Origin of the sequence: Ruminiclostridium herbifermentans, assembly GCF_005473905.2 — a bacterium.
Taxonomy (GTDB): domain Bacteria; phylum Bacillota; class Clostridia; order Acetivibrionales; family DSM-1351; genus Ruminiclostridium; species Ruminiclostridium herbifermentans.
Map to the genome: position 1 here is coordinate 3,642,021 of NZ_CP061336.1, position 14,611 is coordinate 3,656,631.

A 14,611-nucleotide genomic window follows, 5' to 3' on the forward strand; every position below is an offset into this window, starting at 1 on the left:
TAAATATAATCTATTGTTTTAGCTATTGCTTCTACTTCCGTTTTTCAGCTTTAAATTTTATTTAAACAGCCATAAATTAGTTCTGTTCAAGAAGCTTCTTTTTCATCAAAGCAAAGTCAATTGCATCATATGCTCCGTCTTTGTTTAAGTCTGCAGCTTCCTTCCATTTATCATAAGTAGTCTCAATATTGCCTAATAAAATCTTTTTGAATATAGCAAAATCTATAGCGTCAAAAACCTTATCGCCATTTACATCTCCTTCAACCACTTTAGTCTGCGGATTGTTAACAGCTTCTACCATAGCCGCCTGTATAGCATAGTATGCTGGTTTTTTCGCACCACTATCGTTAAAAATAAGTGGAGCTATGGCTCTGTCTTCTGGAGACTCAGGATTTATACGCCATGATTGAGAATCTCTTATTCCCCATACCTGAAGAGCTCTGCAGTAAGGCTGCTCTAAACATGCCTTTGTAATCCAGCCAAATATTTCTGCCTGTTTATTGAGTCCGTTTTGTGTTGAATCTGGACATCCTACATCCATTTCTGTTACGTAGCTTTCTACACCCAAATCTGCTAATCTCTGCATTTGCTCTGCAAATCTATCTGCATCAGCTTTAGTGAAGTTAGGACCTAAGTGCATTTGGAAACCTACACCATCAATAGGAATATTACGAGCCTTAAAATCCTTAACCATCTCATAAACGCCTTCAAACTTGGCTGGCCTAGTTTCTAAATCATAATCGTTATATATAAGCTTTGCATTAGGATCAACCTTACGTGCCGCTATAAATGCATCTTCTATGTACTTTTTACCTTGTCTTTGACCAAATACAGAAGCCCCATCTTGTCCATTTGTTCCAATTGCATTAATACGATAAGTACCATCCTTGTGGAATGCTTCATTTACTACATCCCACACATATATCTCGCCTTTAAAATGTGTTCCTACAGCATTTATATAATTTTCCATCATGGTCTTTGTGCCATCTACCCACCAGGGGTTATATTTGTGCCATACAAAAGCATGACCATGAACAAGCATATTATTAGCTCTCGCAAAATTCACCAAGCTATCTCCGCCGCTATAATTATATTGACCTTGGTTTGGTGAAATTGTACCAATTTTCATGTCATTTTCACATGTAACAATATCAAATTCTCTTTTTACAATTGCTTGGTCACTACTGCTGAAATTTGACGGAATTGCTGCTCCGATATAAAATTCTCTTCCCTGACTTCTTAATTGCTCTGCCAATACGCGAAGGGGCAAATCAGTCTGTTCTGCAGCTTTTGAAACATTTGCACCTCCTATGCAGGATATCTGCATACACATAGAGAACGCTGTTAAAAACAAAATACCTTTTCTCAATTTACTCATTTTAGTTACTTTCACTCCTTCTCTTCGCTCAAAGCATAAATGAAAAAATATCTGCACTGAGCTAGTTGTTTTTTAATAAATATGATTTCTTCAAAAAATTTTTAGGCGTCAAAATCCGCATTATATTATGTGGAATAAAGAACACCTAACTATTAAATTGTCAAGGTTCAAAAAATTATAATTTATGATATAATTATACCATTTTATGTATATACATTCCACTATATCTATATATAACCAACTCAAAATTATAGTTTGTACATACATAGTGCTCTTTCGAGTTTCAAAAAACGCAAGCGTTTTTTATGTGGATGCTGCTTACATACCTGCTCTTTTGAGGCTTAAGATTCGCATGCGTTTTTTGCTAATATGGGTGATGCGCCTACATGGTGCTCTTTTGTGTCTCAAGATACGCATGCGGTTTTGTCAATGTGGATGCTGCTTACATGATGCTCTTTTAAGTCTTAAGATACACATGCGTTTTTTGCTAATATGGATGATGCACTTACACGCTGCTCTTTTGAGTCTAGAGAACATTATTCTTTGAACTGCCTTTACCATTCACCATCCATGATTAATAACATAATGAAATAAACACTGTAAAACTTATGTAATTATATAGTTCAGCCGTTTTCCAATGTAAATGCTATTTACTTATTACACCTAAACAATATTTACACTATAGAAAAGAGCCTACTAAAAATATAGTAAGCCCTAATATAATTTGTATTTATTTAGTTTAGAAAGTTGTTATTAAATAATTAGGTATTATTTAAACAAAATCAAATACTAACATATATGGTATTCACAAATTTATTTCTCTTTTTTATAGCTTATTTAGCATTTTTTTTAACTACCACACATTAATTTTGAAACAAGCATCATCATCCATCACTAAATAGTAAAGTTATACCATGTTCCCAGCAATTCAAATGTGTAGTTACCCTTACCACTTAATGTGTACACAATTCTTTTTGTTGTCATAACTGTAAGAGAAGGACCTAAATATTTCCAGAAAATAGGTCCATTTATTGGGCGAAGAGAAATCAACGTCCCTCCATCTGGCAATGTTCCAAGAGCTACCGCTAATTCGTCAGTATACTCAATCATATAACCAGAAGACGGGAAGAGAACTTCAAACACAATCTGATACCTTCCATCAGAAGTCTCTTCTATGTGATATGTTATGTCCTCTTTCTTTGGAGTATATAGAACCCACATTTTCATTTTTTCTGCAGGGAAAATTACAATTGTTCCAAGAAGATATTGTTTTATAAGTGACATATCAAGACTATCTACTCCTTCATCCCCATTTACATCTGCTGCTATAAAGTTGTCTGATGATTTAAAATCTACCTTCCCCAAAAGATAATTCTTAATATATACTATGTCTAATACATCTACATATTTGTCACCATTGGCATCCCCATAAACAATTTCACTTTCAGACTCTGCCACCACAGGTAAATCTGAAGCAAATACCATGGTGCTTCCTAACAGTAGCGAGCAAATAACCGTTATTACAACCAAAATCTTTGCCTTTTTGAACATTATCATCCCCCCCAAACTTATTTTGTTAATTACATTATACCTTATTTTGGTTTATTTGTCATTATTAGGTTTTAATATCGCTTTTTTTATTACATTATTTGTTTGTCAATATATTTTTGCTAATTTTATTATAGAATGATTAATTATCAACAATAAACTGTTAAAAATAGAAATTTTCATTTCCATTAGAAAATAGTATCAATAGATTTAAATTTGAAGCTATTTCTGTACAATGCCCTCAATCTCAACAAGCAAATCATTTCTACACACATCTGCTTTCAAATAAGCAATTGACCTATTTTTAGAAAACGCATTGCTGCAAATATCTTTTATTACTTCAAAATCCTCATTATTTTTTATATAGACCTTTATACAATCTATATTGTCAAGCGTAAAGTTCTCTTTTATCCCATAGTTACTTAAATTTGAACTAGAAATTAAAACCCTTATATTTTCTAGTGTAGTCTCACATTGTTTTCCAACATTTCCCACGTGTACTGTATCAGAGCCTAAAATACTAGCCGTTCCAGAAATATATAATCTTGAAATTAAGGAATTGTAATTGGTATATGTAGCTCTTGCAAAGCTAGGAGACTTTATCCCATATTTCGGAGGATATTTATAGGCTGGAGTCTGATTGGGGTTTTCAATGTATTTCTGTATGTTTTGTACCGTAGATAGCATATAAATACATAAGCTGTCACCCCTACATCCTATTCCAGTTGCTGCAGGATAAATATTCCCGTTTACTTCAAAGGATTCAGCCCTTCCGTGACAAAACTTAGTGTACCTCTCCTTCGCATCTGAAAATTCATTTATATTTGGAATATGATTCCATACTCTTGATATATTTGAATAGTTATTTCTTTTAAGAATTTCAAATATGGAGTCATATGCCAGCCTTCCAATCTCACGCAAGTCCCTGTTTTGTTCTTTAATATTTACTGTTAAAAAATGATGATATCCATCACACGCAAATTTCAATATTTCATTATTTCCATAGTTGATGGGCTGATCTGATGTCCAAATTTCATAAAATGCATTTTCCATAAATGGCTTCATCTTTATATTCATTGTAGGTAAATCTTCACCTAGAATTTTAAGATCTTCGTGTTCATTTAAATCACTGAATTTTATTACTCCAAGAATATTTTCCTTTTTTTGAATCTCCTTCAGTCTAATCAAATCCGCTGGAATTAAATGTACATTAACTTTTGGAAATTCTTCATTTGAAATAGTACCCTTACTAATCTCTTCTTTTGATACATTAAACATTATACATATACCCCCCACTATAATTTTAAAGCTTTTAATTATTTACTCAATCTTACATATAAAATGGCTATCGTTTCTGACCACTTACAAATGTTTATTAGATAAATTTTCTATATAGTAAGTTTTTCAGGAGCTAGCAATTGTTCATTCTCAGCATCTTGGGGTATTTTGCATATATTCACCATACATTAACCATATCAGCGAAAATTGATAAACTAGTAAATTTACATATTAATTACATGATAAATTCGGCTTAATAACCTTGTTAAATACCCAAATACATGAAGGAAGATTAATTAAAATAGCCTTTCCATAGGTATTAAGATTAAGAATAGCTTTTTCAAATATCAACTATTGATTTTATTCAAGTAGTTACAAATTTATCCATGCTATCCAAATCCAATTTTACAATATATTATTTAATATTGAAATGATAAATGTAAATAAATGCGCAAAACAAGACAAAATATGTAAAGTATAGAAAGATTATTCGTGATAAACTAATATGAAGATACTTAAAACAACTCTTTTTATGCTAATATCAGTTGTCTTATAAGTGTTTTTTATCAATATGAAGGTTTTAAGTCAAAAAGCAAAAATTTTTCAAATTAATGTGCATATACATCAGTGTTCTCCACTGATATTATAATAATAATTTGCCATAGAGGCATGGAGGTAACTATGAGTAATAATAGCAATCAAAATAAGCCTTTAGTAACCCATATCTTTACTGCTGATCCTTCAGCACATGTTTTCGAGGATAAAATTTATATTTATCCTTCTCATGATCTAGATCATGATGGGCCTGATAATGACAATGGTGACCAGTATAGAATGGAGGATTATCATATTTTATCAATGGATGATATAGATGCTCCTTGCATTGACCATGGTGAAGCACTTCACATGAAGGATGTGCCATGGGTAAGCCAGCAAATGTGGGCACCTGATGCCGCTTTCAAAAATGGTACTTATTATTTGTACTTCCCCGCAAGAGACAAAGAGGGTATTTTCCGTATAGGCGTTGCAACCAGTAAAAATCCTGCAGGTCCATTCAAGGCAGAGCCTAATTACATACCAGGCAGCTTCAGTATAGATCCTGCTGTATATGTTGATGATGATGGTAAATCATATATTTATTTTGGGGGTCTTTGGGGAGGACAATTAGAAAGATGGCAAACTGGCACTTTCATTCCTGATGCAGCTGGCCCCGCAGATAATGAACCAGCTTTGGGCCCTATGGTGGCAGAATTAAGCGATGACATGCTTACTTTTAAAGAGAAGCCTCAAGAAATTACTATTCTTGACGAAGACGGTAATCCTCTTACTGCAAGTCAGCGTGACAAAAGATACTTTGAGGGACCATGGATGCATAAGTATAATGGATATTACTATTTATCCTATTCTACAGGAGATACCCATTATTTAGTTTATGCTATAGGTAAAAGCCCTAAAGGGCCTTTTACCTATAAAGGAAGAATTTTAGAGCCTGTTATTGGTTGGACAACTCATCATTCTATTGTCCAATTTAAAGATAAATGGTATTTATTCTATCATGACAGCTCATACTCAGGCGGAGTTAACCATAAGCGTTGTGTTAAATTTACAGAATTAAAGTACAATGAAGATGGTACAATTCAAACTATTAAACCTTATGAAGATTAATTACCAACCAAAGCCATACATTAAATAAAAAATTAAAAAATATTTCAACTTTTACATTTTAAATTTATAGATGTGAGAAACTTATTTTATGAAAGTTAATAATTTTCAAAAACAAGTTGGTTTAGTAGGCAGCAAACCAGTGATACTTCTCTCACAACAATAGATTTTTATATGTGAAAGTTGTTTTAACACCCCCCAATATAAACTAAAGCCCCTATTCCAAGTTATATTAGAATAAGGGCTTTAGTTATTTTAGATTACTTTCACAAAAACAAATAAACTCTAACTAAATAAATTCATTCAAGGCTTTTGCCATTTCCCGCTTGCTGTAATGAGTGTAAGCATTTTTATACTGTCTCCATAATAATCATAGGCTTCAATATCAGAAGAAGCCGCCCAAAGGGAATCCACCCATTTCTGGGCACCTGGTACTGAACTATCTTGGCACATTGCCGCTAAAAAGAAAGGCAATGTGAAGCATGTATCATTATAATTAACAAGGGGATTTCCTTTAAGGTCATAGCTTCCCATTATTTTATAAGGATTACCGCCAGTAGACTTCATAATCCAGCTGTTTTGCATATCAAGAATTTCTTTTGCCCTTTTATCGCCTGTCATAATATAATCTGTTGCAAATCTCCAAGGAGTACGGCATGAATTATATGCATAATCGTCATCAGTCACATCTTCTAAGAAATATTCGTAAGCAGGCCCATAAGAACCATCAGTATATTTAATTACAAAATCAGGTAACAAGCCTGTGTTATATCCATTCCTTTTTATAATATCTAATGCAATAGAATAGGATTTATCTATTACCTTATTCCAGTCATTATTACCTGTTACTTGGGCAAATGCTTTAAGCTGCTGCATAATAAAATCTGAACATCTTGTTGCTGTATAATAGTCGTCATTATAGCTGCTTGTGCTGCACCAGGAACCTAATTGAAGTGTCCAGTCCTTTTTGTTGACTTCATATGTCATTATTTCATTTATAATGGCTAGTGCAGTCTTCTTATAATTAATTTCACCACTACTTCCCCACTTTGCATCTGCAAGCAGCAGAGCATATGCAATGTCTATATCTCCGTCTGTTGCAGAATCAGGAGTATTTGTGGCATAGTACCCGTCATTTTCACAGTCAAAAATCTTTTTGCCGTTATCTGCTTGCTGCCATGCCATAAGGTTAGTGCCTATAGAACTTGGGTGAGCTTTATAGAAACGGTAAAGCCCGTCAAAAATGCTCTTCGCATCTTTATCATAGTCTGACATTAAGGCTGTAATAAGCATCCCATATCCATGAGCTTCTGAAACAGTAACAGCCACACCTGCTCCTGCTGGAGGGTTGTTAGGATTGTATTTCTGTCCGCTATACCATACATAATACTGAACATCCTGAGTATACGGATTTCTTACTAGATAGGCTTTCTTCCATACATCATAGAATTTCTTAGTTACCTCAGTCATTGCATTTATTCCTACACTTGGCAATAAAACTGTATTTTTAGGCTCAATGGGCTGAGGTGTACGATTTTCCAATAATATTAGCTTTAGGTTTGCTAAATCAATAGCATCTATACTTCCATCAGCATTGATGTCTGCAGCTTCCATACTTATGGAGCTTTCTTTGCCTAAAAGATATGACTTCAGCAATGCGAAATCAATTGAATCTACAAAACCATCTTCATTTAAGTCACCATAGTACTTAACGTCTACAGGCGGTGTTTCAGGCTCATCTACAATTTCACCATTATTTATTCCAAGCCTATCAGCAACAAATTCTTGCAGTACTAAATTCTTGTCGCAGGAAAATTCCCAGAACATTGCACCTCCAAGTCCCATTTCCATTAAGTAATCAATTTTATATCCCAATGACTCTTTATCATCATATGAAATAAATGTGCTGCCGTTATATAAATAAGGCATTTTTGCAGTATCATCCCAATAACGAACATAGTTGTTTTTGCCAACATAATTTTCTTCAATATCCCAATAGTCAAAAGATGCGCCTTCCCAAGTACCGTATCCATAACCAGCTGATGTTGCCGCAGAGCCGTTTTTGAATAATCCTGAACCATTAGGATCCTTTACATTTATCCAACCCTTACCATAAAACACTAAACCTAAATTCAAATCAGCTGGTTTTACTCCTGCTTTTATGTATTCTTCAATTGTGTCCGCAACGCATAACGAACTTGTAGAAGAACCGTCATACAGCGGTGTAACATGATTTGTTGTTGTATCCCAAGCACCATGATAATCATAGGTCATTACATTTATGTAATCCAAATACTGCATCATGCTTGCCACCTTACAATTTGCAACAAACTGCGGGCTAGCAGCTCCTGCAATACTTAACAAATACTTCTTGCCGTCCTTTTTCCCCTGTGCATCAAGAGCCATTCGAATTTCTTTTAGAAGCAATATATAGTTATCTCCATCATCTGGTCTATGAGGGATGTTATCCCCACCAGCAACAGGGTATTCCCAGTCAAGATCCACACCATCAAAGTCATATTTTACAACAAAATCTACAGCTGATTGTGCACATGCTTTTCTTAATGCTTCATCGGCTGCTACTCCTGAAAAGTTCTTTGACCATGTCCATCCCCCAACCGATATCAATGTTTTTATATGAGGATATTGCGCTTTTAATTTTTTCAATTGTCCAAAGTGTCCTCTTAGTTCAGTCTGCCATGTATCATCTCCATAGGGCTTTTGAGTATCGATCCACGGGTCCCCAACCGTAACAGTACCATCTGCTGATAAATTAGCAAAAGCAAAATTAATATGTGTCAACAGATTAGGATTTATATTGCCCACCTCAACTTCTCTTGCGTAACCGCACCATGAAGTAAAATATGCAACATTTCTGTATTGCCTTTCAGTACTAGCCCCTGCCATTTCCGAATTATTTGCTGCAAAGCTTGGAATACCCATAAAACTTATAAGCATTGAAATTACCAGTAAAATTGTTACAGACAGATGCCTTTTCTTCCTTCTACTTTCTAAATTCATTCTACATTATCCCCCTTCTAAAATTTTTCAACCCCGCTTTTTTGATTAGAAATAAAACATGGATAATGGAATTCTTTTAGATATACGATAATTACTATCAGCAAAAATATTTCTTGTCGATAGTTTTTTTTGATAACATCAACTCTGAATTTCGGCGCAGCAAAATATTGAAAAATATAGCACTAAATCTCTTCCATTATCTTCCCATATTATATCATATTATCCCTATTTTTGCATAATAGTGCCCAAATTCAACACATTTTTCGTTAGAAGTAGCCCATTTAGATAAGTTTGTACGGAAGTACCAGTAAAATAAATCAGTACTTTATGATTATCTGAATAGTAAAAAAATTAGCACAACGGTTTCATTTCCCACATTGTGCTAACTTATTTTGAAGTAAATTTCAGATAACCTGCTTTTTATTCTGCTGGTACACGAGTACAACTTAGATAAATAGGATGCTTAGCTAAAAAATTTAGTCGCTTAAGCCTTCCCATCATGTTCTATTCTCCAAATACCAGGTAATTGTGTCGGCAATACCTTTATCAAAGGTATATTCAGGCTCCCATCCAAGCTCCTTTCGAATTTTTGATGAATCAACGGCATACCTTTTGTCATGCCCCAATCTGTCCTCCACATATTTTATAAGAGAATCTGGCTTGCCTAATCGGTTAAGGATCAATTTTGCAATCTCAATATTTTTCTTCTCATTACCTCCACCTATATTATAGACCTCTCCTGCTTTACCATTATGCAAAATTAAATCCAGGGCTTTACAGTGGTCCTCCACATAAATCCAATCACGTATATTAAGCCCATCACCATAGATTGGAAGTTTCCTATCTCTCAAAGTGTTCAGAATCATTAAAGGAATAAATTTCTCGGGAAACTGATAGGGTCCATAATTATTTGAGCATCTTGTTATATTTACAGGTAAACCATAGGTCTTAAAATATGCTCTTGTCAGCAGGTCTGCCGATGCTTTGCTAGCTGAATATGGACTATTAGGCGCAATTGAGGTTTCCTCACTAAAATAGCCTGTTTGTCCTAAAGACCCATATACCTCATCTGTAGAAATCTGCAAAAAATCTTTGAAGACCATTTTATCTGGCAGCATCAAGCACAACCTGAGTTCCTAGCATTTTAACCTACATGCTTCTTAATTCTGCTTGCTGAGGCAATAATTAATAAACTGCTGAGCTGTCCTGCCAGATAAGCCTCCATGCCTCATTTCCCATTTGCTTGCCTCTGCACAGAGTTCCTCTTCCTTCATCAGAACTCCATTTCTCCTTGCTAGTTCCATCACAATGTTAAAAAATTCATTACGTGAGGGCTTGAAATAGTTGATTATGCAGCCAAACCTGTTAACCAGAGACAGCTTTTCCTCCATTGTATCCGACCTATGAATTTCGTTATTACTTTCCATATCATTTCTGTCATTCCAGGTTTCTTTAATAAGATGCCTTCTGTTTGATGTGGCATATATCAAAACGTTATCAGGCTTGGTTTCTACACCGCCTTCAATAACTGCTTTCAAAAACTTATATTCACTTTCAAATTCCTCAAAGGACAAATCATCCATGTATATAATAAACTTATAGTTTCTGTTCTTTATAGTGGAAATAATAGATGACAAATACTTAAACTGGTGCTTATATATCTCAATCATTCTAAGCCCCTGCTCATAATAAGCATTTACAATTGCCTTAATGCTAGTTGATTTGCCAGTTCCGCTGTCGCCAGAAAGCAGGCAGTTATTTGCCTTCCTTCCCTGAACAAATGCTTCTGTATTATTAATAAGTTCCTTTTTCTGATATTCATAACCAACAAGATCATCAAGCATTACTTTATCCATATTATTAATAGGACAGAATTCTAAGGCTCCATTTTCATTACTGATAATACGGAATGCCTTGTTAAGTCCGAACATTCCTACTCCGAAGGCTTTATAAAAGTCTGTAACATATATGAAGAACTCCTCCTCATTCTTCGCCTTTTCAAGCTTTATACTCAAAGCTTGAACCTTTTCGCTAACATTTTTGTTGTACATTCTTTCATTTTTACTGACTGCATTATAGTCAGAAAGCATAGTAAAACAATTAATTCCTAGCCTGCGCTCTATTTCTGAAAAGTCAAAATGAAACAGCTTCATATATACCTTAAAATCATTTTTTGCAAATTCATTTACACTTCCCGTTCTTGCACCAATCTTTTCACAGGTTATGCTAAAAGGATTTTCATTAGTCATCAAAATAAAAGTAAGATAATTTTGCCACAGGTTTCTGTCAAAGCCATATTGGGTTGAAATACCAAGAAGCCTTCTAACTTGAGCATAAATCTCCTGTGTAAGCTGCGTATCGGAAATATTATTATTTTCCAAATGCTTAAATATATTTGCTATTTTCAGTAAAATACTGTCCTCATCCAATTGGTATATAATCAAATTTGCTATTTCTCTGTACATTAATTATCCTTTACCTTTCAATTTTATATTTCCAAACCGTCTATAATATCAGATGCGAAAGTCCTAAATAAGACTATAGCTAATACTACAGCTATTATTACAAGCATAATTTTAATGATATTTTGCACGTTTTTTATACGTTCAAAGCATTTTTCATGGTCTAGTCCATCTCAGATACCTCTCAGACCAGAAAAATAGAATATTGCAGAAAATGCTATAATAAGTAATAGTGGAAAAGCCTCGGATACTCTTTTTTAAAATCCATTAAAAAGCTTTCTGCTATTATTCCTATGACCATACAAATACTGATTATCAAAAAAAACAACCAGTTGCTCTATAGGTCTATATGCTCTTTTAATATCTTCTTCTGGAAACTCGTAGAGTTCTTTTTCTGGTTTATTTTCTTGATTCATTGTTATATCCTATTATGTATTCAAATTAATTTGACTTTCCCAGCTTAAATTGCAGGTGTTCAACCTTATCAAAGTTATTATCAAAGTTAAGTTTATTAATTATGAAAAAAGCCTTTGCTTTCCTCGCACATATTTTTATTGTGATATCTGTAATTCTTCCTTAAATAGACCAATAGACCTGCTGTAATCAGCATACTACCACCAATTCCAAAAATCAATATACAATTATTTAAGCCTGATATCCATGTACTCAGTTCAAACCTTCCCGCAAGCATTACAAACAAATGTGAAACATAAAGAACTGTAAATGAGCCCCAAATGGAATCAAAACATATATACACATAACCAGTTAATTACTATTTTATTTTTTAGATATAAGTATTCATTTCATAATTTATGCTTTTTTAGCTGGGCTAACTTATTATGCCAACTTCTATTCCATAAAATTATCAGTAATATCAATAATTTCTGCCATTTGTCTCATCATATCTTTCTGCCTTATTATCTTGTCAATTACACCACCTCCAAATTCAATACGACCATTTTGCTTTAATGCATATGAGCGAGTTTCAACTAATTCAATAGCCTGTTCCTCAGTTAAAATAAGTCCAAATTTAACAGTCAAATCATTACATTTCATTATCTCATTAACAGCCTGTTTTTGAATTAGTGCACCATTGAATATAGATAACTCAAATACCATAAATTAAAATATTTCTGACTATTTCATCAAGGTTATTAATATCTTTTTTAGTTGTACCGACAAGTGTCTGTTCCCTTTGTTCAATTACTACTTCTAGTTGAGAAATTCAAATCTGACGTTGATAATCTGATAATAGAAAATAAGTTCTATGTAATGATATAACTATAAATATGATATTGTGTCATTCGACATATTTTGATAAAATTTTTATACAATTAAATTTTACATATATTATCCATAGCAATATTTTTAATAATGAAAGGATATGACTATGAACCCATCAATATTAATTAAGCAAGACAAATTTGCTAACACTGTATCGTTTTATAGTGCCCTCGTTAGTAGCGTCTCAGTTGGAATTTGTTTTTTCTTATTATTGAAAGACATTCTTATTACTATGGTTTTTCTTGTATGTGCAGTTACAGCTATTATTGCTAGGCTTTTAGAGAAAAAAATATCTAAATTCTATAGCATATCACGGTTCATTTATTTATTAATATTTTCATTTGCTCCTATTGCTGTTTTTTATATGTTAGAATCAACAGGTAGTTTTGGGTTGCCTTCTATCGCTTTCAGTTTCACCTGTTTATTTGTTGTAAATATGTATTACAATTACAAAATTGTATTCTTATACTCAGGAAGTACGTTGCTTTTCTATATAAGTGCAATATTACTTTTCCCAAATCTGTTCTATGAAGGAGCCGGTAAGAATCTAATTAGTTGGCTTTCTTTTGGCATATCCTTCATTATTTCTGTTTTTATTTCTTATATTTTATCTAGTCGCATGCGTGCAATGATTATAGATATTGAAAATAAGAAAAATGAAAGTGAATCACTTACTAACCTATTAAATAAGTCTATTACTGATATTGCAGAAAGCTCTGAAACAATATCCAAAATAGCTAAAAATCTTAATGATGGACTAACTGAAGCCAATAAAGCTACAGAGCATACTATGACATCTATAATTAATATTGCTGAAAGTACATCTTCTCAAAGAGATTTAACTACAGAAGCTTATAATTTAGTAATTGATATTTCAGATAAAATAATGGAAATATTAGAAAGAATAAAAACTGTTTCTTCACATTCACAAGACTGCTTAGACTTTACTAATAATGGTAACAACACTATTCGCTCTGCTATTAGTCAGATAGAATTGATAAATTCAAATTCATCTAAGTTGTCTAACGCAATGGACATATTAGAAAAGAAATCCACCGAAATTGGTGAGATTACAGCAATTATTAACTCTATTGCCGAAAAAACAAATCTTCTTTCTCTTAATGCTTCTATTGAAGCTGCACGAGCTGGAGAATCAGGCAAAGGTTTTTCTATTATAGCTTCTGAAATACGTATACTAGCCGAACAGTCAAAAGATTCTATTATAAATATCAATAAGATAATAGAAGAAGTGCAAAATGAAGTCAAAAATACCACTTGCATTACAAACGAAAGTAATAATTCTGTTAATGAAGGCATTGAAATTATTACAAAAGCTGGAGAAATATTCGGAAAAATTCTTACTTCTGTAAATGAAATTTCCAGTTATACAAATTCTGTATCTAAAAATGTAAATGATATTTACAAAAATTCACATGATGTTGTTTTATCAATTAGCAAAACTAAAAAGGCTTCTGAATCCATTTCAAAAGCATCACAGGATGTAGCAGCAGCAGCTCAACAAGAAAACGCAACCTTAGAAGAAATTAGTACTATTGCCGAAACATTGTATAACATGTCTGCTAAGCTTAATAATTTAGTACATTTAGCTACGCCTAAGCAGACACAATAGCTTAAGTCAATGAATTAACTACAACTAGTTAAAGTTATTATTAACTAAAATATATAATTTTGGGGCTGTTACAAAACAATAAGTTCTGTATACTAATGTCTTATTTGTCTTAGACCAAAAATAGTACTAAGTAGTAATATATCTATTTACGAAACTAAGTTATAACTTGATGTTAGAAATAGCAGGTGAAGAACGAGCATTGCAGCCGACACAGCGGAATTCAGCAGCTGTGAGCATTAACCCGAGACAGGATGCCTTTGTTATACGTTCGGCGAAAGTGCTTGTTCTTCTCCGCAATTATTTCAGCATCAATTTTATGAGAGAGCCATAGATATATTGCGCTAGAGT

Annotated in this window: 9 protein-coding genes and 1 pseudogene; 2 read left to right on the forward strand and 8 right to left on the reverse strand. The window is 33.2% G+C overall.

Going from position 1 to position 14,611, the window contains the following annotated elements; translation table 11 throughout:
- Window positions 1-76 precede the first annotated feature (76 nt).
- The 3 genes from EHE19_RS14570 to EHE19_RS14580 all read right to left on the reverse strand — a co-directional run bounded on the left by EHE19_RS14570 (window position 77) and on the right by EHE19_RS14580 (window position 4,204).
- Window positions 77-1,378 (reverse strand): endo-1,4-beta-xylanase, encoded by a 1,302-nt coding sequence (locus EHE19_RS14570; protein WP_137696841.1) that lies wholly within the window; start codon window positions 1,376-1,378, stop codon window positions 77-79.
- Between the two features lie 894 nt (window positions 1,379-2,272).
- Window positions 2,273-2,929 carry a dockerin type I repeat-containing protein gene (locus EHE19_RS14575; protein WP_171003525.1) on the reverse strand — a complete coding sequence of 219 codons (657 nt, stop codon included), beginning with the start codon at window positions 2,927-2,929 and terminating at the stop codon, window positions 2,273-2,275.
- A 219-nt stretch (window positions 2,930-3,148) separates the two neighbouring features.
- Window positions 3,149-4,204, reverse strand: coding sequence for a chorismate transformation FkbO/Hyg5 family protein (locus EHE19_RS14580; RefSeq protein ID WP_137696843.1), 1,056 nt, complete (start codon window positions 4,202-4,204; stop codon window positions 3,149-3,151).
- A gap of 681 nt (window positions 4,205-4,885) precedes the next feature.
- Here EHE19_RS14580 and EHE19_RS14585 point away from each other — a divergent pair.
- Window positions 4,886-5,869, forward strand: coding sequence for a glycoside hydrolase family 43 protein (locus EHE19_RS14585; RefSeq protein WP_137696844.1), 984 nt, complete (start codon window positions 4,886-4,888; stop codon window positions 5,867-5,869).
- A gap of 300 nt (window positions 5,870-6,169) precedes the next feature.
- Here EHE19_RS14585 and EHE19_RS14590 read toward each other — a convergent pair whose 3' ends face one another.
- The 5 genes and pseudogenes from EHE19_RS14590 to EHE19_RS14610 all read right to left on the reverse strand — a co-directional run bounded on the left by EHE19_RS14590 (window position 6,170) and on the right by EHE19_RS14610 (window position 12,468).
- The gene (locus tag EHE19_RS14590; RefSeq protein ID WP_137696845.1) at window positions 6,170-8,887 is read right to left on the reverse strand and encodes a glycosyl hydrolase family 8; all 2,718 of its coding nucleotides are present in this window, start codon (window positions 8,885-8,887) and stop codon (window positions 6,170-6,172) included.
- 497 nt (window positions 8,888-9,384) lie between these two features.
- Window positions 9,385-9,975, reverse strand: a pseudogene (locus tag EHE19_RS14595) (dTDP-glucose 4,6-dehydratase); the annotation flags it as partial.
- Window positions 9,976-10,047: 72 nt separating this feature from the next.
- Window positions 10,048-11,352 (reverse strand): ATP-binding protein, encoded by a 1,305-nt coding sequence (locus EHE19_RS14600; RefSeq protein ID WP_137696847.1) that lies wholly within the window; start codon window positions 11,350-11,352, stop codon window positions 10,048-10,050.
- A gap of 254 nt (window positions 11,353-11,606) precedes the next feature.
- A complete protein-coding gene (locus EHE19_RS14605) occupies window positions 11,607-11,765 on the reverse strand; it encodes a hypothetical protein (protein ID WP_171003526.1) in 159 nt (52 codons plus the stop codon).
- 433 nt (window positions 11,766-12,198) lie between these two features.
- Complete coding sequence (locus EHE19_RS14610; protein ID WP_342343327.1) at window positions 12,199-12,468, reverse strand: DUF6323 family protein; 270 nt, start codon at window positions 12,466-12,468, stop codon at window positions 12,199-12,201.
- A gap of 793 nt (window positions 12,469-13,261) precedes the next feature.
- Between EHE19_RS14610 and EHE19_RS14615 the strand changes: the two genes are divergently transcribed.
- Window positions 13,262-14,263 carry a methyl-accepting chemotaxis protein gene (locus EHE19_RS14615; RefSeq protein WP_190530334.1) on the forward strand — a complete coding sequence of 334 codons (1,002 nt, stop codon included), beginning with the start codon at window positions 13,262-13,264 and terminating at the stop codon, window positions 14,261-14,263.
- Window positions 14,264-14,611: the final 348 nt, after the last annotated feature.

Bases quoted from the DNA above. Each gene is read 5' to 3' on its own strand.
- EHE19_RS14590 (WP_137696845.1), bottom strand. From the start codon at position 8,887: ATGAATTTAGAAAGTAGAAGGAAGAAAAGGCATCTGTCTGTAACAATT.
- EHE19_RS14585 (WP_137696844.1), top strand. From the start codon at position 4,886: ATGAGTAATAATAGCAATCAAAATAAGCCTTTAGTAACCCATATCTTT.
- EHE19_RS14570 (WP_137696841.1), bottom strand. From the start codon at position 1,378: ATGAGTAAATTGAGAAAAGGTATTTTGTTTTTAACAGCGTTCTCTATG.
- EHE19_RS14580 (WP_137696843.1), bottom strand. From the start codon at position 4,204: ATGTTTAATGTATCAAAAGAAGAGATTAGTAAGGGTACTATTTCAAAT.
- EHE19_RS14600 (WP_137696847.1), bottom strand. From the start codon at position 11,352: ATGTACAGAGAAATAGCAAATTTGATTATATACCAATTGGATGAGGAC.
- EHE19_RS14575 (WP_171003525.1), bottom strand. From the start codon at position 2,929: ATGTTCAAAAAGGCAAAGATTTTGGTTGTAATAACGGTTATTTGCTCG.
- EHE19_RS14615 (WP_190530334.1), top strand. From the start codon at position 13,262: ATGATTATAGATATTGAAAATAAGAAAAATGAAAGTGAATCACTTACT.
- EHE19_RS14605 (WP_171003526.1), bottom strand. From the start codon at position 11,765: ATGAATCAAGAAAATAAACCAGAAAAAGAACTCTACGAGTTTCCAGAA.
- EHE19_RS14610 (WP_342343327.1), bottom strand. From the start codon at position 12,468: ATGGTATTTGAGTTATCTATATTCAATGGTGCACTAATTCAAAAACAG.